The sequence below is a fragment of the Wolbachia endosymbiont (group B) of Protocalliphora azurea genome (genome assembly GCF_947251865.1).
Taxonomy (GTDB): Bacteria; Pseudomonadota; Alphaproteobacteria; order Rickettsiales; family Anaplasmataceae; genus Wolbachia.
In genome coordinates this window covers 1195697-1218918 of record NZ_OX366394.1, presented here as the reverse complement: position 1 = coordinate 1218918, position 23222 = coordinate 1195697, and the positions used below count along the sequence as shown (strand labels likewise).

18 protein-coding genes, 1 tRNA gene and 2 pseudogenes are annotated in these 23222 nt (G+C 34.3%); 10 read left to right on the top strand and 11 right to left on the bottom strand.

Features of this window, described 5'->3' with window-relative positions; all coding sequences use genetic code 11:
• Positions 1 to 98: 98 nt before the first annotated feature.
• Positions 99 to 1039: pseudogene (locus OPR35_RS07570) on the bottom strand (IS5 family transposase).
• Positions 1040 to 1243: 204 nt separating this feature from the next.
• Between OPR35_RS07570 and OPR35_RS05730 the strand changes: the two are divergent.
• The gene (locus OPR35_RS05730; protein WP_230609266.1) at positions 1244 to 1444 is read left to right on the top strand and encodes an ankyrin repeat domain-containing protein; all 201 of its coding nucleotides are present in this window, start codon (positions 1244 to 1246) and stop codon (positions 1442 to 1444) included.
• 349 nt (positions 1445 to 1793) lie between these two features.
• Here the strand turns inward: OPR35_RS05730 and OPR35_RS05725 are convergent, their stop codons facing one another.
• From OPR35_RS05725 to OPR35_RS05710, 4 genes are all read right to left on the bottom strand, one after another.
• Positions 1794 to 2384, bottom strand: a complete 591-nt coding sequence (locus tag OPR35_RS05725; protein ID WP_265024791.1) for a COQ9 family protein — start codon at positions 2382 to 2384, stop codon at positions 1794 to 1796.
• A gap of 18 nt (positions 2385 to 2402) precedes the next feature.
• On the bottom strand, positions 2403 to 3935 hold the full coding sequence (locus OPR35_RS05720) for a Mur ligase family protein (RefSeq protein WP_052264644.1): 1533 nt from the start codon (positions 3933 to 3935) through the stop codon (positions 2403 to 2405).
• Between the two features lie 150 nt (positions 3936 to 4085).
• Entirely contained in the window at positions 4086 to 4796 is a 711-nt protein-coding gene (locus OPR35_RS05715; RefSeq protein WP_264684960.1) for a triosephosphate isomerase, read from the bottom strand.
• A 24-nt stretch (positions 4797 to 4820) separates the two neighbouring features.
• Positions 4821 to 4893 (bottom strand) — tRNA-Thr (locus OPR35_RS05710).
• 77 nt (positions 4894 to 4970) lie between these two features.
• Between OPR35_RS05710 and rsmA the strand changes: the two genes are divergently transcribed.
• Positions 4971 to 5765: a 16S rRNA (adenine(1518)-N(6)/adenine(1519)-N(6))-dimethyltransferase RsmA gene (gene rsmA / locus OPR35_RS05705; RefSeq protein WP_019236635.1), complete on the top strand. Its 795-nt coding sequence runs from the start codon at positions 4971 to 4973 to the stop codon at positions 5763 to 5765.
• Between the two features lie 123 nt (positions 5766 to 5888).
• On the top strand, positions 5889 to 7376 hold the full coding sequence (gene guaB / locus OPR35_RS05700; protein WP_265024790.1) for an IMP dehydrogenase: 1488 nt from the start codon (positions 5889 to 5891) through the stop codon (positions 7374 to 7376).
• 265 nt (positions 7377 to 7641) lie between these two features.
• Here the strand turns inward: guaB and rho are convergent, their stop codons facing one another.
• The 3 genes and pseudogenes from rho to OPR35_RS05685 form a co-directional block, all read right to left on the bottom strand.
• Positions 7642 to 9048: a transcription termination factor Rho gene (rho, locus tag OPR35_RS05695; protein ID WP_214303270.1), complete on the bottom strand. Its 1407-nt coding sequence runs from the start codon at positions 9046 to 9048 to the stop codon at positions 7642 to 7644.
• Between the two features lie 194 nt (positions 9049 to 9242).
• Entirely contained in the window at positions 9243 to 9848 is a 606-nt protein-coding gene (locus OPR35_RS05690) for a cell cycle transcriptional regulator TrcR (RefSeq protein WP_007301964.1), read from the bottom strand.
• A gap of 103 nt (positions 9849 to 9951) precedes the next feature.
• Positions 9952 to 10724: pseudogene (locus OPR35_RS05685) on the bottom strand (IS5 family transposase).
• A gap of 189 nt (positions 10725 to 10913) precedes the next feature.
• Between OPR35_RS05685 and OPR35_RS05680 the strand changes: the two are divergent.
• The 5 genes from OPR35_RS05680 (at position 10914) to trpS (ending at position 15796) form a co-directional block, all read left to right on the top strand.
• Complete coding sequence (locus OPR35_RS05680) at positions 10914 to 12713, top strand: peptidylprolyl isomerase (protein WP_213863780.1); 1800 nt, start codon at positions 10914 to 10916, stop codon at positions 12711 to 12713.
• A 134-nt stretch (positions 12714 to 12847) separates the two neighbouring features.
• Positions 12848 to 13162: a 30S ribosomal protein S16 gene (rpsP, locus tag OPR35_RS05675; RefSeq protein WP_213863779.1), complete on the top strand. Its 315-nt coding sequence runs from the start codon at positions 12848 to 12850 to the stop codon at positions 13160 to 13162.
• A gap of 10 nt (positions 13163 to 13172) precedes the next feature.
• Positions 13173 to 14159: a polyprenyl synthetase family protein gene (locus tag OPR35_RS05670; protein ID WP_052264648.1), complete on the top strand. Its 987-nt coding sequence runs from the start codon at positions 13173 to 13175 to the stop codon at positions 14157 to 14159.
• A gap of 62 nt (positions 14160 to 14221) precedes the next feature.
• Positions 14222 to 14782 (top strand): nucleotide exchange factor GrpE, encoded by a 561-nt coding sequence (locus OPR35_RS05665; RefSeq protein WP_007301960.1) that lies wholly within the window; start codon positions 14222 to 14224, stop codon positions 14780 to 14782.
• A gap of 15 nt (positions 14783 to 14797) precedes the next feature.
• On the top strand, positions 14798 to 15796 hold the full coding sequence (gene trpS / locus OPR35_RS05660; RefSeq protein WP_019236630.1) for a tryptophan--tRNA ligase: 999 nt from the start codon (positions 14798 to 14800) through the stop codon (positions 15794 to 15796).
• A 7-nt stretch (positions 15797 to 15803) separates the two neighbouring features.
• On the opposite strand, the gene OPR35_RS05655 is transcribed toward trpS, so the two are convergent.
• Positions 15804 to 17171, bottom strand: a complete 1368-nt coding sequence (locus tag OPR35_RS05655) for a hypothetical protein (RefSeq protein WP_007301958.1) — start codon at positions 17169 to 17171, stop codon at positions 15804 to 15806.
• Positions 17172 to 17563: 392 nt separating this feature from the next.
• Here OPR35_RS05655 and OPR35_RS05650 point away from each other — a divergent pair, with 392 nt between their 5' ends.
• Together OPR35_RS05650 and OPR35_RS05645 are read left to right on the top strand one after the other, a co-directional pair.
• On the top strand, positions 17564 to 20233 hold the full coding sequence (locus tag OPR35_RS05650; RefSeq protein ID WP_007301957.1) for a 2-oxoglutarate dehydrogenase E1 component: 2670 nt from the start codon (positions 17564 to 17566) through the stop codon (positions 20231 to 20233).
• Between the two features lie 203 nt (positions 20234 to 20436).
• A complete protein-coding gene (locus OPR35_RS05645) occupies positions 20437 to 21210 on the top strand; it encodes a hypothetical protein (protein ID WP_052264649.1) in 774 nt (257 codons plus the stop codon).
• Between the two features lie 73 nt (positions 21211 to 21283).
• Here OPR35_RS05645 and OPR35_RS05640 read toward each other — a convergent pair whose 3' ends face one another.
• Positions 21284 to 21877: a TIGR02217 family protein gene (locus OPR35_RS05640; protein WP_019236629.1), complete on the bottom strand. Its 594-nt coding sequence runs from the start codon at positions 21875 to 21877 to the stop codon at positions 21284 to 21286.
• 173 nt (positions 21878 to 22050) lie between these two features.
• Positions 22051 to 23157, bottom strand: coding sequence for an OTU domain-containing protein (locus tag OPR35_RS05635; RefSeq protein ID WP_265024789.1), 1107 nt, complete (start codon positions 23155 to 23157; stop codon positions 22051 to 22053).
• Positions 23158 to 23222 lie beyond the last annotated feature (65 nt).

The following is a 23222-nucleotide window of genomic DNA, read 5'->3' as shown; positions in this document are numbered from 1 at the left end:
CACCTCTGGGCACTGCCGTCATAAATCTGCTACTTTCTCGTGACGCTGGAATGGCTTTGTTGCACAGCTCTTCGGATAGTGGGTAATGTATAATAAATTCATGAAGCTATATCAAACTTAGCCATGCCTATTTCAGTAAATTTGTTAAGCAAATAACACTTGAGTAGCAGTTCCTTCTCACGATTAATCTCAGATTTATTCCTAAAACTAAATCCAAATATTTGCTTCAGTCGCGAGAAAAAACTTTCTATATAAGATCTCTTCCAATAATTTATCTCTTTTTTCCACCTCTTCATACCATCTTCATCATATGACTTTATGAGCTTGATTGTAGAATTTCTCTCATTCATATAATCCAACTTTGGATGCTCTACTGCATTATTTTGCGGAGGAATCCTTGTCTTTATGTCAAGCTCATCGCACAGTTTGTATAACTTCTTTCGATCTATCTGCATATATCGTGCTTATGTTATACTTGGTATCCACTCTTTCAATAAGATCACAGGCTCCATAGTGGTCGGAATAAACTCCACTACTGTATTTTGCAGCTATAACTTTTTTACTACCTATCTCTAGCATTACATCTTGTTTGCTCATAGCGGCGATACTTTCTATCTGTACCATTTGCCTTACTATGGCCTGGAATATTATTGTAGATGCTGATACCTGTACTATCTATAGCAATTTCAATATCTTCCATATCGTTCTTATCAACTCTGCAGTCGTTGATTTTGATATTAAGCTTTTTAAACCTTCTTGAAGCCTGCGAATAGCTGATAATTTGCAAAATTTTCCCTATTTGCTCAAGATATTTCTCTATAAATCCCACTGTTTGCCTAAGACCAATCCTGAATAGATAGGTTATTATGTGAATTAGAATCACTACTTTGTCGCTGTAGACATTGTTGCCACCTGCTACTTTTGGACTATTTTCGTACCAATTTTCAATGGCATCGTTGATATAATGAAAAACATTTCCCCTTTCTTGAAGAAATTTGTTATATTCATTGCAGTTACTGACTTTCATTCTTATTGGCATATTTTTCCTTTGTCGGCTAAATATCTATTTTATAACAAATTCCATCAGTAACTGCCTGTTCTTTCCTTGAGTGGTGCAACAAAGCCATTCCAGTGTCAAGCACTGATCTTCAATCTCCCTACATCTCTGCGTCACGCACTGAAATGACACCCTGAAGCTTTAGCTATAAATATTAAGCAAGCAAAAAAAGGCAAAAGAAGCCTCATGGAGATAGTTGCTCCACTCTTTTTACTTGATGCTGCTCAAGCAGGTCACTTGGATGTAGTAAAATACTTAGTAGAAATAGCAAACGCAGGTGTTAATTATGTAGTTAGTACTCTTAGTCTACCTCATTTTGACTATGAAAAAACTTCTCTTGGAAAAACTGCTCTAATGTTTGCTGCTAAAAGTAGTCATTTTGTATAGTTTTATCCAACTCAGACGTAGTTTAACCCTAGAATTTATCCTTTGCAATTGTAATAAGGTCTATAAACTACTGCAAATCCAAATTTCTATTTGATCTTACATTCTTATTGTAATAACCTCTATGGATCACACAGCATTAGTCGTGTATCTGAACAGATACTTTTGTACATGGATCAGCTTTATGTGTATCAATTCTGTCTACTTCAAGTTTCCAGCAAAACTACTTTCTAATGTATTGCTTTCAATCAAGTTCTTTGTTAAGCTCACTGTTAGTGGATGTCAATTATCTTAACATAAAAATCAAGGCAGCTTTAGGTATAAATACGAGTAACTCGTATAAGTAAAGAGGCTATAAGAAGTTTCTTACCATTCTATTCAAACGGGTTTTAAACTTTTGAAACGTCATGACATTGTTGATACGCCTGTCAAGAAATGAGAGAGTATCCACAAAATCTTCTGAGTAATCATTGATAAAAAAAAGTATCGTACTTAAGTACACTCCAGCTAATATTGCCCTTTTTGTATAATAATTAAAATCTGTTGATTGATCGTAAATACCGTACCAAATTGTGCTCACAGTTTTGTACAAGAGTTTACTAGAAAAGTATGTATTTTGGGGTAATATGGAGAATGATAAAACATTTTTTAAAAACTCTCTGTAATTTTGTAACTTAGCATAGTTTGAAAGGCGTATTTGAATAGCTAACTTTACCCGCTCTCGCACTTTCATATCTTCTAAATTGGAATTTCTTAGTTCAGCTTCCATTGAGCTATTTAAGTTTTCTGCTATGTACTCCAAAGCACTATATATTCCATTTTGAAATTTACAAAAACTATTGGCTAAGTTAAGGTTCGTGCACGCTTTCAATAAGGTTGCATCACTTATTCCTTCAAATGGAACAACCTTAATCAGCTCATCTACTATTAACTTTTGTTCCATACAATATTATACTAAACATCACATATAATTATACCTGAGATTTTCAAACATTCTGCAAAATGCTTCACCGCGCTCTTCAAAATTTTTCCACTGATCAAAAGAAGAACATGCAGGAGAAAGTAATATCGCTACTTCTTCTTTGCTATTTATGGCCTCTTCAAAAGCCAGTTTAAATGCGTTTTCTAGATTATAGCACTTCATATAATCTATTTTGTTCTCCATAATGTTTGCAAAAACTTCAGTTGATTCTCCAATAAGAAAAGCTTTTCTAATCTTGGTGAAATGCTTGCTTAATGATTCTATTCCGCCTTTTTTGCTTTTTCCGCCAACAATCCAGTATATGTTTTTATAAGATAAAATTGCCTTTTCGGTCGATTCTGCATTGGTTGCTTTGCTATCGTTGATAAAAAGTACATTATGTATTTTGCCAAGAAATTCATTTCTGTGTCTTAGCCCTGGAAAGGATTTGATTTCATTGACAATAGTGCTGCTATCTACTCCAAGTAACTTGCACACAGCGTGTGCAGCTACTATATTTTCTACATTGGATACTAGGTTTACTTTCATATCACTCATTGATAAGTTGTGATTCTCTAGTTTTAGCGAGATCTCCTGAATCTCAGCACTCCTTTTGTCATCCAAGTAGCTGACACTGGGATCCAGATAATTTCGATCTATACCAGTAATCTGTTCACTATAATCAAGCAAATTGTTATCTGCCAATGATATTAGATCTCTTGCACTACCCTCTGTCATCTGGGTAGTTGGCAATGGTTTTTCTTTTCTGGTCACGCGCTGGAATGACACCAGGGAATATGTTACTGAAATTGGAATTTTGTTCCCAGTGAATTTATTGAATACATCAGCGGTAATTTTGTTATCACATCCTATCACGGCAATCTTGCTACTGTTTATCAGTTTTAATTTAGTTGCTATGTAGTTATTCATACTTCCATGTCTATCTATGTGGTCTGGTGTGATGTTTAGCAATACAGAAATGTCTACATTAATTTTATTTATTAGCTCCAATTGAAAAGAGGAGAATTCAATTACATAAATTTCTGCATCTCTTTCTAAATCCAAAATAGGCACACCTAAATTCCCGCCAATAGCTACTTTTTTCCCTGTGGATTTTAATATGTGCCCTATTAGTGACGTGGTGGTTGATTTGCCATTTGTTCCTGTAATGCCTATAACCTTCTGATTTGTAGTTTTAGTTTCAAGAAATAGCTCAATGTCTGATTTTATTTTGCAGTCAAAGCTTCTTGCAAGTTTTACTACCCAATGCGTTGGTATTGGCACTCCAGGGCTCAAAATTAGTGTGCTTATCTCATGCCAATTATACTCATTGGGATGAGTAAAGTTACACTCTTTATATATCTTTTTTGCATTTGCTATTTGCTCTTTATTATCATCCCATGCATATATTTTTGCACTGCTTTTTGTTAGAGCATTAATAACGGACAAACCAGTTTTACCAAGGCCGAAAACCGCAACACTTTGATTTTTGTATTTGTTTAGTTGCACTTCTAGATAACTTATGCGAACCATTTTATAAAGATATAATACAAATTATAATGACTTCTTCCATAGTTTTTGGCAGTGCTTAACTTTATTGTCACAACCTTAGCCAATAGAAAACTCCTTGACACATTTTGCCAACTCCCTTGCCATGACAATAAGAGTATTTATCCTTTAGAATTAATTAAGAGAAAATTTTTTCTTGACTTGTTGTATAATTTGATAAAAGTGATCAAAATCTAAGCTTGCACTACCAATTAAAACTCCGAACAGATTTGGAATACTGAGCAAGTTTCCTATATTTTCTGAGCTGACTGAGCCACCATATATAATGTGTTTTTTACCAGTACACAATTTTATTATCTCTATCACCTCAGCAATTGCGTCATTATTTGGCACATTTCCTGTTCCTATTGCCCATATCGGTTCGTATGCTATGGTATATTCACCTTGTGTTGGCAAACGGTTTTTGCATTGATATTCTATTACTTCTTTTGTTTTTTTATTTTTATAATCTTCTGAGTTTTCACCTACACAGATGATTGGGTGTAATCCTGATTCTATTGCTGTTTTCGATTTAAGTTTTATTTCACTATCTTTTTCATGAGCCCTTTCAGAATGTCCAAGTATTACGTAACTACATCCTAGTTCCTTCAACATTCCTGCACTAATTTCACCTGTGTAAGAACCGAACTCTTTATGATGGCAATTCTGTCCTCCTATTTTAATATTGTTGTTCAACTCTATATTGCTTTGAAATGATGTAAAAGGAGGGCAAATTACTAATTTAGAGGTAATTTCGTTGCTCTTGTTGTTAAGTTTGCCTATAAAGTCAACAAATGAAGAACGTGTTCCATTCATTTTCCAATTTGCTACTATTAAAAAAGACATCAATTTTTCTTATATGAATGAGAGTGCCGGCTGTCGGACTTGAACTGACAACCTACTGATTACAAGTCAGTTGCTCTACCAATTGAGCTAAGCCGGCATTAAATACACTGACAATATACAATTATTGATGAATTTTCGTCAACTAATTTTTAAAATACTGCATACTAAGATCATATGAAAAAATTTTTACTGAAGCCAAAAAAGAGTCTAGGGCAAAATTTTATTTTATCGAATGAGATAATAAAAAGAATAGTTGCCTTAGCTGGTAGCCTGAAAGATTTTAATGTTATTGAAATTGGTCCTGGGTATGGTGCGTTAACAAGAGAAATATTGGCATATAATCCAAAGTTTCTACTTTCTATAGAAAAAGATAGTAGTTTAGTGAAACATCACGAACAATTGCTAAATGAGCATCAGGGAAAATATAGAATTATAGAAGCAGATGCACTTAATGTTGTAGAAAAAGAGCTGGTAGAATGTCCAGTCAAAGTCATTGCTAACTTGCCTTACAATATCTCAGTAGCGTTATTTTTAAAGTGGTTAAATAATATAAAATTTTTTACGAATTTGACGTTAATGTTCCAAAAGGAGGTAGCAGAGCGTATTACAGCAGAACCTAATTCTAAAGATTATGGTTCCCTATCAGTGCTAAGCCAGTTACTATGCGACATAAAAAAGGAATTTGATATTGAACCTAAGGAATTTTTTCCAAGACCAAAAGTATATTCTTCAGTAATTACAGTAAAACCTTTACCCACTCCAAGATTTGCAGTAAATTTAGAAACCTTAACAAAGCTAACACGTGCTGTGTTCGCTCAAAGAAGAAAGATGCTGAGAAATAGCTTGCAAAGTATAACTAGTGATGTCTCAACTACTCTTGAGAATGCTAAACTGAGTGGAGACGAACGTCCAGAAAGCTTAACTATTGAGCAGTTCTGTTTGCTAGCAAATAATATAATTATGCGATAAATATATTAGGAGCTACATACCTCTTCTATCCTATTTTGATCTAAAAATAGCTGGAGCCAGGCTAATTTTGCAAAAGCTCTATTGCAATTTCATTAATTGGCGTATAAGCTTTAAATAAAGCATATGAAAAAAATGGAAGCTTGTTATTCGTTTGACGATGTACTTCTCTTACCGGCCTATTCTGATGTATTGCCTCGTGATGCAGACACAAGAACTTATCTAACAAATAATATAGAACTAAATATCCCTCTCATATCCTCTGCAATGGACACTGTCACTGAATCAGGCTTTGCAATAGCTATTGCCCAACATGGTGGAATAGGTTGCATACATAAGAATTTATCAATAGATGAACAAGTGTTAGAAGTAAGAAGGGTGAAAAAATATGAAAGCTGGATCGTGTATAACCCAATTACAATTTCCCCAGATAAAACAGTTGCAGAAGCAGTTTCATTAATGAGAGAGTATAATTATTCCGGCATTCCTGTAGTTGATCAACGCAAGTTAGTGGGAATTTTAACTAATCGAGATGTGAGGTTTATTGAAGACCAGAACATGAATATAAAAGTTTCCGAGGTAATGACAAAAGATAAGTTAGTAACAGTTCGAGAGCAGGTAGTAAATAGCGCCTCAGCAATGAAATTGTTGCATGCAAATAGAATAGAGAAGCTTTTGGTTGTTGATGAAAATTCTTGTTGCATAGGTCTAATCACAGTTAAAGACATCGAAAAATACAATAGATATCCAAATTCATGTAAAGACAGTAAAGGTCGACTCAGAGTTGCCGCTGCAATTGGTACTGGTAAAAAAGACGGTATAGAAAGATGTGAAGCTTTGGTCGAAGAAGAAGTTGATGTGGTTATTGTAGATACCGCTCACGGTCATTCCGAGAACGTTGTCAGCACTATTAAGGAAATAAAAAAGATGTATCCGAATACGCAATTAATCGGCGGAAATATTACAACAAAGGAGGCTGCTGAAGCGTTGATTGATGCTGGTGTTGATGCAGTGAAAGTTGGAATAGGGCCAGGATCAATTTGTACTACCAGAATAGTTACAGGCGTTGGTATGCCACAATTCTCTGCGATCAAGAATATTGCAGAGGTTTGTAAAACAAAAAACGTCAGACTAATTGCTGATGGTGGAATAAAATATTCGGGAGATGTTGCAAAAGCTATTGCAGCTGGTGCTGATACTGTGATGATAGGTTCAATCTTTGCTGGTACTGAGGAAAGCCCAGGTGAGATTATCATGTATAAGGGTAGAGCATATAAGGAATATCGAGGAATGGGATCTATTAGTGCAATGAAACGAGGGTCAGCTAGCCGTTATTTTCAAGATTCAAAACTTGATTTAGTCCCACAAGGAGTAGAAGCAAGAGTTCCTTTTAAAGGTCCAGCTTCAGGAGTGATCTGTCAGTTAATTGGTGGGTTGCAAGCTGCAATGGGTTACACTGGCAACCGTAATATAGAAGAGATGAAAAAAAACTGCAAATTTGTCACTATTACTTCATCAGGGTTAAGAGAAAGTCATGCTCATGATATAATCATTACACAGGAAGCTCCAAATTACGCTTACCAAGCATCTAATTTATCATCTGATTCAGAGTAAATACAATCCCCTTTTGAGTGGGTCATTTCAACACTGGTACACAATTGATATTAATATTAAGAGTCAAAAAGATGTCATCTAAGTGGCTGACACTGGAAAATCGATTGTAAATAAACTGACTACATAAAATTTTTGATCAAAATCAGTGCTATAAGTTGGAATAGCAACTTAAGGTAGATTGCCAGCTTAATATATTTTGATAAATCCAAATTATTTTAGCTATAAGAGAGCTTTGCTTTTTTGCTCCATCAGAATTGGCTTACTTTTAGTGATTCATGGAGTTAAAAAAGTCAGCATTGCTCTTTGTTAAAAGTAATTTGTCACGTAAAAACTCCATTGCTTCAACAGATCCCATAGGGTTAAGTATCCTACGCAATACCCATATTTTATTTAGTATGGCCTTATCAACTAATAGCTCTTCCTTCCTTGTTCCGGATTTTGTAATATCAATAGCAGGGAATATACGTTTATCAGCAAGTTTTCTATCTAGTATAATTTCAGCATTACCTGTGCCTTTAAACTCTTCAAAAATAACATCATCCATTTTTGAACCAGTTTCTATAAGGGCTGTAGCGATGATTGTCAAAGAACCACCATTTTCAATATTACGCGCTGCTCCAAAAAAGCGTTTTGGTCTTTGCAGCGCATTTGAATCTACACCGCCGGTTAGAACCTTTCCAGACGAAGGAATGACTGCATTATAAGCACGTGCAAGACGAGTTATAGAATCAAGCAAAATCACTACATCTTTTTTGTGTTCAACCATTCTTTTAGCTTTTTCTATTACTATTTCAGCAAGTTGGACATGACGGTAGGCAGGTTCATCAAATGTAGAGCTTACCACTTCACCCTTTACAGAGCGTATCATATCTGTCACCTCTTCGGGTCTTTCATCTATAAGTAATACTATTAGTTCTATTTCAGGATGATTTGTAGCTATAGAGTGAGCCATTTGCTGAAGCAATATCGTTTTTCCTGTACGAGGTGGAGCAACTATCAATGCTCTTTGTCCTTTTCCAAGAGGTGTAACTATATCTACAGCACGCATGTTTATATCTTTTTTATTATCTCCGCTACTGTTGTTTTCAAGGATGAGGCTTTTTTCAGGATAAAGCGGAAGCAAATTATCAAAATGGACGTACTTTCTTAATTCACTGATTTCAGTAGAGTTTATACTTTGAACCTTAGTTAAAGTAAAATATCTTTCTTTATCACCAGGTGGCCTTATTTCTCCACATGCCATATCTCCTGTACGTAAATTAAACTTCTTTATTTGGCCATTGGAAATATAAACATCATCGGTACTTGGAGCATAATTTGCACTTGATGAACGTAAGAAACCAAAACCATCAGGCAATATTTCCACTACTCCACTTCCTGTGGTTATGCCTCCTTCTTCACTCATTTTCTTCATTAAACTGAATATCATTTCCTGTTTTAGCATCCTGCCATTGCCTTTACCACTAGTTGAAATTTTTCTTTCTTCAGCTAGCTCTAACAATTCTTCTGCTGTTTTCTCTTTCAATTCGCTCAGGTCCAATGTTTTCTTGTTTTTTTCATCACCTTCACTGGTCATTTGTTTTACTGCGTCAGCATTATGAATTTGTTCGCTTTTTTCAGGTTGACCTACAACCCCTCCTTTTGCTAAGACATCTTCATTGATTGTTGTCATAATCCTCCAAAAATTTTAATTGATGCTTACTAACCTAAAATGTGAATATAAAACAATAAATTAGGCTGAGCTAGTTTTCAGTGCGTATTTAGACTTAATTATTATTAAACTAGATACTTTACTTGCATTATACTGATAAAAACTAACAAGTCAAGTTAATTTAATATTAACAAAGTACAAGAATTTGAGAATCATCAATAGCTATTATTTATATTTTTTAATCTTTGTTTCTTCTCTTCTTCTACTTTCGCTTTTTCTACTTCCGCTTCTAAATTTTCCTGGCTACATAAACCAAGTAGTACAGGATCTTGAGGTTTGATATTGAGTATGTTATGATGAGATCTATCTCTTACCTGCTCAACTGTGTAATTTGTTGTACCAACTAGCTTAGCTATTACATTATTGTTCAAGATAGGAAATTTTTTTACCAAATAATAAATCGCATTAGGTTTATCTCTACGCCTTGCTGTGGAAGCAAAGGCAAGAAAGCTAATCGTCTTTGCCCTTTTTTTCATATTTTTTATAATCAAATTTGGTACACGATTTGGATTTTTTTTGCAATTATCGATTTCTTTTTCAGTAATTATTTCAGAAATAATAGGGTCATACTTTTCAACTTCTATTTCCTCATCAGCTATGTCTTGTACTTTTTCAAGGGATAACTTGCAACATTGTGCTATTTGATCAAAAGTTAAGCTAGTGTTATCAACCAACCAAGCAGCTACTTGCATGAGAAATTGTTCATTTCTATCTTTATTGTCTTTAGAAGATTCCATTGACATCGAAAAAACATCTCCCATTTTAATATTCCTTTGCTGTTATAGAAATAAAATATAAACCATTAAAACTAAAAAAGCATTAACTTTGTCATCCAATGGCTTTTTGGTTTATATTTCTTATCTCTTAGAACCTGTTCATAATCTTTTGAAGAGGAAAGAAGCAAAAGCAAATTTGTAGGCTAGTATTAAATTTACGCTCGCAATTTTTCCAAAGTCGCCTACATTTTTCCAACCAGGCAAAAGAAGATCTCTCAACAACCCATCTTTTTGGCAATACAGCAAAGGTGCTTCACCTCAACAGTTGCACCAATAGTTACTTTTATCTGTGTTGCAAAATTTTCTCCAGTGTAGCCTGCATCAACCAGTATGTTTTTAACTTCAGAGAGACTTTCTTTAGCATTTTTAACCATTGTCAAAGCACTGCTACGATCAGTTATTTCTGCCGTTGTTATATGAATTGCGTGTGTCAAACCTTGTGTATCAACTGCGATATGACGCTTTATTACTGAAATTTTCTTGCCAGCATCATAACCTTTTTCTTCAGCAGTATCGGTATTTTTTACACTTTGGGCATCAATGATGCAGAAGCTTGTTTTGGTATTTCGACCACTGTTCTCTCCAACCAATTTTTTTAAAGACAATTTCTAGAACATTTTCTCTATCTTCATTCGTTTTTTTACTCCATTTCTTGAAGTAATCGTAAAAATTTCGCCATCTTGGAAACTCTTTTGGAAGCATTCGCCATTGACAGCCACTTTTTAGTACATAAAGCACACCACAAAATAACTCATATAAACCTAATCTTCTTGGCTTTGTTTTCTTTCGCACGCTTTCTAAAATTAGTCTAATCTTTTCGAATTTTTCACAACTTATGTCACTTGGATATGTATTCCTCATACTTTACCTCATGTCAACTATACCTCATCTTACCATATTCAGAGATCACTTACAGGCTCTTAGGTTAATATAAGCTTCCATTCAATTTAATACACTACAATATTACATATATTAGCTAATTTGTTAATAGATTTACAAATATTAAATTATTGCTATTCTAAATTTAAGTGTTAGTTAACTAAGTTTACAATGAGTATTAGAAATTTTTTTACCAAGGCAATCGTTCTCCTTTTAGTTTGCTTATTAATCTTTATGGGGATTGGCAATCTTTTATCAAATGATGATGAAAGGAAAGAATTAGCTAAAGTAGGAAAGGAAGTTATAACATCAGATGAATATAAATTACTATATCAAAATTATAAAAAGCAAATTTCTGGATCTGATGTAAGTAAAGAACAAGTAAAAAAGCTGAAATATGATTTACTTAACGCACTTATAGAGCAAAAACTATTGTTTAACCTAATTAGCGAACTTGGATTAAAAGTTGGAGAAGAATCTATCAAAAGCCACATAAAAAATACCAAGTACTTTCAGGACGATAAAGGAGAATTTGACCATAATAAATTCCATCAAACTCTAAATAGCCTGCATATAACAGAAAAGGAATATATAGAAAAACTAGAGAAAATCCTGCCTGCAATGATGTTCATGACTTCGTTATTTAAAGATAATTATCCGGTAACTTTTGGTGAGAGTGTTGATGAGCAGATATACAAAAATCGCTACCAAACTAGAGTAGTTGATATTGTTAAAATAACTGAGAATGCAATTACAGACGTTCCTGAACCAGATGATCAAGCCTTACTTGATTTGTATGAAAGAAATAAGTCCAATTTTTATTACCCTGAGTATCGAACTGCGCAATACATTTCTCTGGATCAAAAATATTTTGAAGATCAAATCAGAATTTCAGATGAAGAGGTTGATAGTATAATAGAACATCAGGAACTTAAAAATCAAAGAGACATATTCAATGTGATATTTCCTACCAAAGAAAAAGCTGAAATAGCAAGAAGAGCACTTGAAGAAAGTAAAGCAAGCTTTGAACAAATAATAGAAGAGTTTAATAAAGTGAAACTCGATGAAACCAGAGTAAATAATATAACTAAGGATTTCTTACCTGAAAATATGAGAGAAAAGGTATTTGCTCTCAAAACAGGTGAAGTAAGTGAAGTTTTAACAAGCAATTTTGGATGGCACGTAATAAAGGTAGAAAGCATACATCAAATCTCTGATGAAGACTTGGTTGATTTAAAAAAAGACATAAGGTCAGTTTTAACCAATCAAAAGTCTTTTGAAAAAGTCAATGATTTCATAAATCAAGTGAATTATAAGATATACAATGGTGCAACGATTGAAGAAATCTCCAATAATTACAATTTACCTATACAAACCATTGGTCCAGTAGATGCTAGTGGGAAAGACCAAAGTGGTAATGAAGTAGGAAATTCCAGTGATTTCATTTCTTTCATTTTTTCACGCGAGAAAGATCAGAAGAATTATTTTAAGGGTGTTGGAGATACTGTTGTTGGTGTAAAAATCAGTGATATCGTTCCTCCTAAATTACAAAATTTTGAAGAAAGTAGGGAATCAGCCATAAAGCTTTGGCGTAGTGAATTTATAAAAGAAAGAATGTTTAAAATGGGACAAGAAGTAGCAGTTCAACTAAGAGAAAAGACAGATTTGGAAGAAATGCAAGGTATAAAATTGGTTAAAGGCCAGCAAATACAACGCAATGAACAAAACTACCCTTTTTCTTTCATAGAAGAGATTTTCAATATGAAAACAACTAATTCGGTAACAGATCCTATTCAATACAATAATGAAATTATAATAGGCGTTCTAAAACAAATGCATTCATCAAATGGTAAATTAAACATGCTTGACACCGGAAAACGTGTGATGATATCGCTAAAGGAACAGTTAATTAGCTATCTAAAATCAAAGTATAGAGTAGAAGTTAATCATGCTATGATTGATGATATATAAAAAAGTTTATTATCTTCCTTTTATGAGTGATTGGAGGGGGCTATATTGTATTTTTAGGTAAAAGAGGTACAATTAGTTTGACTTGAGCTGTTTATTGTATTTAAATTGTAATTAATATATGAATAAAGGTTGACATGGCAGTTAAAATAAGGTTAGCAAGGTTTGGGGCAAAGAAACGTCCTTTTTATAGGATAGTTGTAGCCGACTCACGAGCACCAAGAGATGGGCGCTTTATTGAGAGAATAGGACAATATGATCCAATGTTGCCAAAAGACAATAAAAATCGTGTTGTGGTAAAAGCTGATAGATTAAAACATTGGCTAAGTGTAGGAGCGCAAGCAACTGAAAGGGTAATGTGGTTCATTAAAAAAGGCATAGTAGATTTAGAAACAGAATCGAAAAAAACAGAAAAGAAAAAAGTTGAGAAAGTACAAGGGCAAGAAGCATAAGTCCTCTTAAATGCTAAACACTGATTTAACAAAAAGTAGTAAATTAGATGATATTGTATCTTCTGATTTATTGGCTATGAATGACTTTATCTTCAAAAATGTCAATGATGAAGGTACTAAGCTTGCTACCGATATTACATCTCATCTTATTAATTCAGGAGGAAAAAAGATAAGGCCTAAGCTCATTTTTATTATATGTAAAATGCTGAATTACTCTGGAGAGAGTAGGGTCAACATTGCTGCATCGGTAGAATTTATACACAACGCTACTTTACTTCATGATGATGTGCTTGATGAAAGTAAGGCACGCCATGGAGTTGCAACAGCAAATAAAATTTGGGGGAATAAATCAAGCATTTTAGTTGGTGATCTATTATTGACCTTAGCATTTAGATGGCTTATAGAATGTGGGAATTTAAGTGTTCTCTCTATTTTATCTAAGGCATCTAATTTGCTTGTCAAGGGTGAGATAAAGCAGATGACAACGCGTTTTGACCCTAACACAATTAGGAAAAATTATTTTAATATCATTGGAGAAAAGACAGCATCTTTATTTTCTGCATGCTCCGAGGCTGCATCAGTAGTATCTGGAGCCACAAGTGACGAAACAGAGAGGCTAAGGAATTTCGGGTTTAATTTTGGCATGGCATTCCAAATAATTGATGACGTGCTAGATTATACTGCTAATCAATGCACTTTAGGAAAGCAACTTGGAAAAGATTTCTTTGAAGGTAAAGTCACTTTACCTTCTATTATAGCATATGAAAAAGGCAGCTCATCAGAACAAAAATTCTGGGAGAAATCTTTTTCTTCAGCTAGACACAATTTTGACCAAGCATTACAATATATTAATCATCATAATGCCATTCATGTTTCTATGGAAGAAGCTAAACACTATATTAATATGGCGCAAAGTAATATTGATACTTTTTCTGATTCTCTTTATAAAACTGCTTTGATTGACTTTTTAAATGCAAGCATAGAAAGACAAGGATAGCTAACGCTTGATATTTTTAGATTGATTGTTATATATTTATTAAGTTTGTAAGGGTGAATGATATGTCAGATAGTAATAAAGAGAAAAAAAAGAAATTTGCAGATATGGTCAGTAAACGAAAAGGGGATGATCAAGAAGATCAGCAAACAGGTGATTTAAGTGAAGAGCTTAATATATTAAAAGAACGTGCAGTTCAGCTTGAAGATCATTTACGTCGCGCTGTTGCGGATAATGAAAACGTTAAACGTATAATGCAAAAGCAAATTAGTGATGCAAGTGATTATGCAGTCACAAAATTTGCACGTGATATGATCGACTCTTGTGACAATTTAAAAAAAGCAATGGAAAACTTGAAAGATGGTGATCCTATTCATGAAGGAATAAAAGTGGCGCACCAAAAGATTGTGAGTGATCTAAAAAAACATGGAATAGAAGAAATAGATCCAATAGGTAACTCTTTTGACAGCAATTTACATCAAGCTGTTGTGGAAAGAGAAGATAATGAAAAAGAGCCTGGCACTATTGTAGAAGTACTACAAACTGGTTATACCATTAAAAATAGGTTGCTTCGTCCTGCAATGGTTATTCTTTCTAAAAAATCTGCTGATTGCGAAAGTAACTAATAAAACACTCAAGGTATGGAAGAAGTTGTCTTCTCAGGTATTCAGCCAAGTGGAGTATTACACTTGGGCAATTATCTTGGTGCAATTAAGCAGTGGATAGGCTTGCAGGATAAATATAAATCTCTTTTTTGTGTTGTTGATCTGCATGCAATCACAGCAAATAAGCTTCCCGCAAATGAATTAAAAAATAATATTTTTAAAGCAGCAGCAACTTATATTGCATGTGGAATAGATCCGGAAAAGTCGATTATTTTCAATCAATCCGCAGTTAGTGGTCATGCAGAATTGGGCTGGCTGCTAGGGTGCTATACACCAATTGGTTGGCTTAATCGTATGACTCAATTTAAAGATAAGGCTGGAAGCGATAGACAAAAAGCTTCTCTTGGGTTATATAGCTACCCAGTACTTATGGCTGCGGATATATTGCTGTATCAAACTAAATATGTTCCTGTTGGCGATGATCAAAAACAGCATTTAGAACTTGCACGTGATATTGCATCAGCTTTTAACAATCATTATAAATGTAGTCATTTCATCATACCTGAAATCTTAACTTTGGATTGCACATCAAGAATAATGAGCTTAAGAGATGGAGCAAGCAAGATGAGCAAATCTGATTCTTCAGAATACTCATGCATTAACCTTGACGATACAGATGACTTGATTGTCAAGAAAATAGAAAAAGCAAAAACAGATTCAATTCTAGGCTTTGATTTTGCTACTTTAAAGTGCCGTCCAGAAGTAAACAATTTGGTAAACATTTATTCAGTGCTTAGTGATTTAAATGTGGAAAAAGTGTGTGAAGAAGTGAATAAACATGATATGAAACACTTTAAAAAAGAGTTAGCTGACTTAATCATCAGTGTTATATCACCCATACGTGAGAAGTTGAACGGTCTTTTGAGGGATCAGCTCCATTTACATAAAATATTAAAAGAAGGTACAGAAAAAGCAGCAGAGATTGCAAATAACAATATAAAAAAGATCAAGGATATTATAGGGTTTGTTCAATAGGTTACAACTATTTCTTCCCATGGCTTTCAAATCGTGCAGCTATTTTCTTTACACTAACATGAGTGAGAAGAGGTTTTTTACTAACCGGAAGTTTAGAATCGGACTTTGCTGTTATGGGGTTCATTTTAGATCTTTTATTTCCTACCGGAAATGAGTGAGATTGGGAGGCAGTTTCTTGCGATGGTGCAGGATCTTTCTTCATACCGATATCTGCTTGTGTTGCAGGGGTGGCTTTGCTCTTAGCAACTTGATTTTGCTCAAACTTTCCTACTATTGACTTTACTCTACCGTCCTTCTTGCTATTTACTTTTTCTTTTATAATAACCGCTTTTACTTCTGATGATGCTTTATCAGCAGATTTTTTCAGGATTGGTTTACTTTCAGCTGATTTTTGCGAAGTCACTTCTACTATTATTGGTTTCGTGCTCACTTGTTGATCAACAATATCTAGCCTTTTAGGATTTGACAGTATTTCAGATTTATCTTCTTTAGTTTCTTGCTTAATTTCTTGATTGGTAGCGTTTAGCGCTGGTGGCTCTGGAGCCTGTCTCTTTTTATATCCTCTTCTTGTTCCTGCATTTTTCTTAGGTTTCGTTTTGTGAGTTGGCTCCTTTTTAGCTAACTTTGAGTCTTCCGAATCTTTTGTTGAAGATTTACTACTTTTCTCTTGATAATTTGATATTTCCTCATTTCCAGACTCTTCACTTAATGAACTTTCATAGCCTGAATCTTCAGGAGATACATTCTCTATTTCTGGTTTAAAGTGTACCTTTTTTGAGGCAGTAGGAGGTGGCGGAGGTGCCGTTGTTGGCCGTTTTATTTTCTTCATACCTGATTTTCCTGCCGGCTGTTTTCCTTTTTGCAGCTTAGGAGTATCTTCCTTCTGCTTTGATGTCGTTTTATTTTCCGTGCTTACTTCGTATGATTTATGTTCTTTATTGCCTTTTCCACTCTGTTTCGAATCTAAAATTTCTTTAAGTCCTTTCTTGAATAGATTAATTGTACTTAAAATATTTGTGTATTCGGCTGCTTTTTCTATAGTGAAACCTGATAATTCATCACCAACAAAATTTTTTATGTCATTATCATTAGTTGGAATATCTTTTCCCAAGACTCTATCTAATATCCCTTTTAATGTTCCAATAAAACCGAGTGGCTTTGTGCTCAAAGGTTCTACATAATTATTCAAGTCGCTATATATAACAAATTTGGCTACATCTTTTGCGTTGTTTGTAAAATTCTTCAGAGCTTGAGATAAATCTTTCAGTGTTTCATCATATTGTTCATTAATTTTTTTTGTATCCTTCAGCTTTATGACTCTTATCAAAGAATTGAGATTTTTATCATAATTGTCACTTTTAAATAGATCACTCATACCAATTACTGTTTATCGTTTACTTAAATATAAATTCAAAGTATTAAGACCGAGTAAATGTTATATGACTTATCCTCTGACTCATAAACGCTTGCGTTCCTTAATGTGCAAAAAATTTCAATAATCTTCAATCAGCAATAGTATAGAAATCCAAAAAACAAGTAGCTAACACTGGAATCTAGGAATTATGATTGGGCACAAGTTGATGAGTATAGTTGTTTTATGTTGAAATACAGCATTTATGGAAAGATTAGATGTCAGTCTAGAATGACACCCTTTCTGGAAAACTCGGATTACAGTGTTTGTATAACTTAATAATTAGAAACTAAAGGAGTTCTTTTTTAAAAAACTTAAGTTATACTTATAAGTATTTGATATCTTTTGTAGTGATTATGTCGAATTTAAGCTGCCTTTATGGCGATAATGTCGAATTTGTGGAAGAAATTTATAGCCGTTACTTGCAAGGCGATAAATCAATTGGAGAAGATTGGCACAGAATTTTTTCGAGCAATTTAGAAGTTAATAAAGCAGAACCCTGCAGGGCACAGAATGAAGCTAAGGTAGATGTTGATGATTTAGCAAATTTTTTCAGATTTTATGGTCACTTTTTTGCAGACTTAAATCCATTATCACCGCATGTAAATAAGGAAATAGATTATCAAAAATACTTGAATCTTTCTCCTACAAGTGACACTAGAATCTACAGAGATATTTACTGCAAGAATATCGGTTTTGAATTTATGCATATTTCCTCTTATGAGGAAAGAGTTTGGCTGCAGGAGAAAATTGAAAATCAGGTCTATACGCTAAGCCCTCAGGATAAAAAAGAAATACTAAGGCACTTGATTGAATCTGAGATGTTCGAGCAATTTCTCCATATGAAATTTCCTGGATATAAGCGTTTTTCTATCGAAGGTGGGGAGTCAGCCATTGTTGCAATTGAAAGAGTTATTAGTGATTCTGCAGCTTTTGGTATTGAAGAAATAGTTCTTGGTATGGCCCACCGAGGACGGCTCAATGTTCTAACCAAAGTGATGGGAAAAGATTATGCGGCAATGCTGTCTGAATTTCAAGGCAACCTTGCATATCCAAGTGGTCTTGAGGTGTCTGGTGATGTCAAATATCACCTTGGTTACTCTTCTGATCGAGCACTTGCTGGTGGTAAAAAAATACACTTAAGTTTATGTCCTAACCCATCTCACCTTGAGGCGGTAAATCCGGTTCTAGCTGGAAGAGTAAGAGCAAAACAAAATACGAGATCTGTGCTTGGCATATCAATTCATGGTGATGCAGCTTTTATCGGGCAGGGAGTGGTTGCTGAAACCCTGACTTTGAGCAACATTGAAGGTTATAAAGTTGGTGGTATCGTGCATATTGTCATTAATAACCAAGTTGGTTTTACTGCAAATCCTAATTGTGCACGCTCATCTTTTTATTGCACTGATGTAGCAAAATCAATAGAAGCTCCAATATTTCATGTTAATGGAGATAATCCAGAAGCTGTGAGTTTTGTTGCGAATTTGGCAATGGAGTATGTGCAGAAATTTAAAAAGGATGTGGTGATTGACATAATATGCTACCGCAAATATGGCCATAATGAAGGCGATGAGCCAAATTTTACTCAGCCACTTATGTATAAAGCAATATCAAAGCATAAAACTCCAGGCACGCTGTACGAAGAGAAGCTGACTGCAGAGAAAGTGCTAGGTAGCGATGAAGTAAGTAAATTACGCAGCGAATTTAGAACAAGATTGGATAAAAGCCTTACTGAGTCAACGACTTATACTCCGAAGAAAGCTGACTGGTTTGATGGAGTGTGGTTAAAACTCAGGAGAGCAAAGTTGAACGATTTGAGTGAATATTATACGGACTCTGGTGTTTCACCAGATGAGCTAAAAAAATTGGGTGTACACATAAATAGCAATATTCCAAGTAGTTTTAATCTCAATAATAAAGTCAGAAGAATACTTGATGGCAGAATAGACAGTATAAATTCCGGTAGCAACATAGACTGGGCAACTGGTGAAAGTCTTGCATTCGCGTCATTGCTTAAAGAAGGAATAGGAGTGCGCTTGTCAGGACAAGATTCTGGTCGCGGTACCTTCTCGCACCGTCATTCAAGACTTGTTGATCAAGTAACAGAAGAAACGTTTATTCCACTGAACAACATAAGTGAGAAGCAAGCTCGCTTTGAAGTTATAGATAGCGCACTATCTGAGTATGCTGTGATGGGTTTTGAATATGGATATAGCCTTGATTCTCCTTATTCACTTGTGCTCTGGGAAGGGCAGTTTGGTGATTTTGCAAATGGCGCGCAAATTATGATCGACCAATTTATCTCATCTGCAGAAACAAAGTGGTTGCGGTCAAGTGGTCTAGTTCTACTTTTGCCTCATGGTTATGAAGGGCAGGGGCCTGAGCATAGTTCTGCTCGTATAGAGAGGTTTTTGCAGCTCTGTGCAGAGGATAATATGCAGGTGGTTAATTGCTCTACTCCTGCGAATTATTTTCATGCTTTACGCCGACAAATTAATCGAGATTTTCGTAAGCCTTTAGTGGTGTTTACACCTAAATCACTATTGCGTCATAAAAGCGCAGTTTCTAACCTTTCTGACTTTGAAGGAAAATTTCTTACGGTAATTCCAGAGTGTAGAACAGGTTTAGTTGCAAGTGATAAAATACGTAAAGTTGTAATATGTAGTGGTAAAGTTTATTACGACATAATTGAAATGCTTGAAGCACAAAAAATAAACGATATAGCAGTAGTGCGTTTAGAACAATTTTATCCATTCCCGGCCGATAAACTAAACAATGAACTCGAAAAATATAAGAACGCTGAAATTATATGGTGTCAAGAGGAACCAAAAAATATGGGAGGATGGTTCTTTGTCAACCCATTGATAGAAGAGGTATTGTCTGGCCTCAATGCTCAAGCAAAAAGACCTAAGTGCATTGCAAGACCTGCTGCTGCATCTCCTGCATGTGGTTATGCTAATATCCATGCTCAGCAACAAGCAGAAATTTTGAAGCAAGTTGCGCAGGTACAACTGTACAAACACTGAGCGGCTTCAAGCAGACTTATTAATTAGACTCTAGCACTTAGATAACTTACAACAATCAAACCTTTTATATACTTATACAAATATAAAAAGACTTTTATTTTTTTATAAAAGTATAATATTTATTAACATTTTCATTTATTTTTCTTAATATAGTTAATATAGTTAATATAGTTAATATTAATATTAACTATATTAAGATATATATGAAGACAGAAATATTTGAGAGGCTAATAGGGCAAACTAGACTACGCAGCGATAGCAAGGCTAAAATCATACGGTTAAATAGAGACAAAAAGGCTTTTATAGATGAGGATAAAAAGTCTATCGAATTAGCTGAGGCTATTTTTGCAGAAAATAATATGTTTCGTTTTCGTAAACCAGGTTCTGCTACGGATTACATTTTGCACAAACTAATAAATGATAGAAAGCTTCTCGAGGAAATGAAAGATAGAGGTACAAGTATAATACGTCTTTTTTCTTTGCTATCAATGTATCGTGGTCTTCCTAAGTGCTATGTTGTGAGAAAAGAAGGGTGTATTACTGAGTTTGGAATACTTACTTATATTGACGAATGTTTAGAATCAGTACCTTTAGAAGACTTTATACTTATTGAGTCTGCTTCGTACCTAGAGTACATTTTGTTTGAGAATGATGATATTAGAAATAGGTTAGCTGAAGATTTGACTGAAGATAAAACAAAATTAGATATTTTCGTAAATGGAATTTTAGCAATAAATAGCTCGAATTTAGTATTATCTTGTATCAACACAATCGAGGCTTTTAATGAGGAAGCTAGAAATTTTGTCAATCACATACAGAAAACCAATAGGATGGACTACCTCTTTAAGGAAAATGGTACAACACTTGTAAAGTTAGTTCTAAAAGAATTATTAAAACTTTCTATTTTACAAGAAAGAGAAAACACTACATTAGAATTTCCTCAAATTTCGAGTGTGGAACATTGTAATGGGCGATAGACTTTAAAATGTGCAAGGCTCATTTAAATATGAGCCTCAGTATCGCTTAACTTTTATGGAGCATACTTTAACTTTATTTCACTTCCACCAAGGGAATATTGTTCCAGCTATTGCTGCCATAGTTATCAATAGAAGCGTTTAGGTAATCTGTATCAAATCGTACTGGTACATCAAATTCGAAGCTTGCGGTGATTATTGTGCCTTTTGCTGGTGGTTTCATAAATGCTATTTCTCCAGTTGAATAATTCACTGAATATTTTTCTGTCTTTTCACCATCTAGGTAAATTTTTATTGTATCATGCACTGGCTTTTTAATAGTTCGTATATGCTTGTCTTTTCCACTTATGTAAGTTTTCATCAGTTGAAAGATCGTTTTTTTATCGTCTCCTATGCCAATTTCTTGATTGATAACTGTAAAGTCTGACCAATCCTTAAAACGAAATCCTATTGCTTTACCTTTTCGTGCCTGAAAAAATGTTATGAGTTCTGTTAGCTGCTCGTTTGACCTAACTCCATAAGCTATGTTATACCTGGCACGTGCACGAGACCAATTGATATTGCGCTGCTCACAACCATTATGAGTTGTTACAACGTCAGTGGAAAATTCAGGTCCTCCAGTAGAGCCATAAGATATATTTTCTGGAAATCTAATTTCTGTAAATGACATATGCCCTCCTGTAAAAATAAAATTGAGTTGATATAGATGAAGTAGGAAAGATCTTAAATTTTTGAAGCTGCTTTATCAATCAGGCTATAAATTTTAAATCCCGTTTCTTCTAAAAAAGTAAAGGTGTTGTTTTCTCCTACCTTACCTTTCAGTTCGTTAATGTCTTGATGACTCTACGTTAACTGATATGCACAAATACATGCAACAACTAAAGCCACTCCAGCAAAACATGCTAAAGGCATTGGTTGAGTAAAAACAGCAGCTATAGCAGATGCTGTGAATGCTATAGCTGTTATTACAGCAGCTATGCTATAAATAGCTTCTCTTCTGTAACTATTGATTAATTTCTTTTCTATTTCCTCTTGTTGTGTTTCTTGCCCTTGTTGATGAGAAATAGTAATTACTGTATCTGTATGAATTGGCTCACTAGCGCTGGTATTAATTCTCTCTTTTTGTGTTTCATGATCTTGCACAATTGCTGATTTGCTAGTTCTGATATTATATTGTTCTTCTTGCTCTGATTGATCAGAAGCAGAAGCTTCTGTAACCTCACCAAAGATTTCTTCATTAGAAACTGATTGATTTTCTGTTATATCAGAAGGGATTTTGCTAAGAAGTGGCACAAAATGCCTCATGTAATTCACTACTCCTACAGTTTTTTTGCTACTATCTATCTCTAGTTGATTGAGATTTATATCTTGTATAAAAACTTCTGGATCATCATCATGTGCTGTAATTTTAGTTACCGTAACTTTTTGACTATCTTCCTCTATTGAATAAATATAAAGTTCCACTTTGTACTTGTCGCATATCATTCTACCTTCAATGTTTGGACGACCCCATATAGGTGCGTCAGCTGTATGTGTATTAGTAATATACTCTAAATATTTGAAAAAAGACTTCGCCTTGTCTTGCTTATTAAGTCCATTTTCGCTTATTACTTCTCCATCCGGATCTTTTTGAGGTACGAAATACTCTCCGGCATCTCTTATTACCGCTTTATAAACCCACTGATCTGGCTTTTTGTTTGCTCTAGCATAATCTGCGCAGTCTTTTCTTAATGATTTTGCAGTAAAACGATAATCAGGTTTTATGTTTAATTCATTCAATCCTTGAGCCACAGAGTCAAAAAAGCAATCCCCTGTCTTTATAGCAGCTCCTATTTTTAGCTTTTCAGGATGAGCGCTCTTTAGATTATGCAATAAATCACTTGATTTTTTATTTTCTTTGATTTGTTGAAAAAGAGCAATTGGCTCTCTTACATAGTTAGAATCTCTCATGTTATAACTCCAAAATAATGATTGTATTTTAATAGATTAATCAGCCTAGGAAGGCTAATTACTTA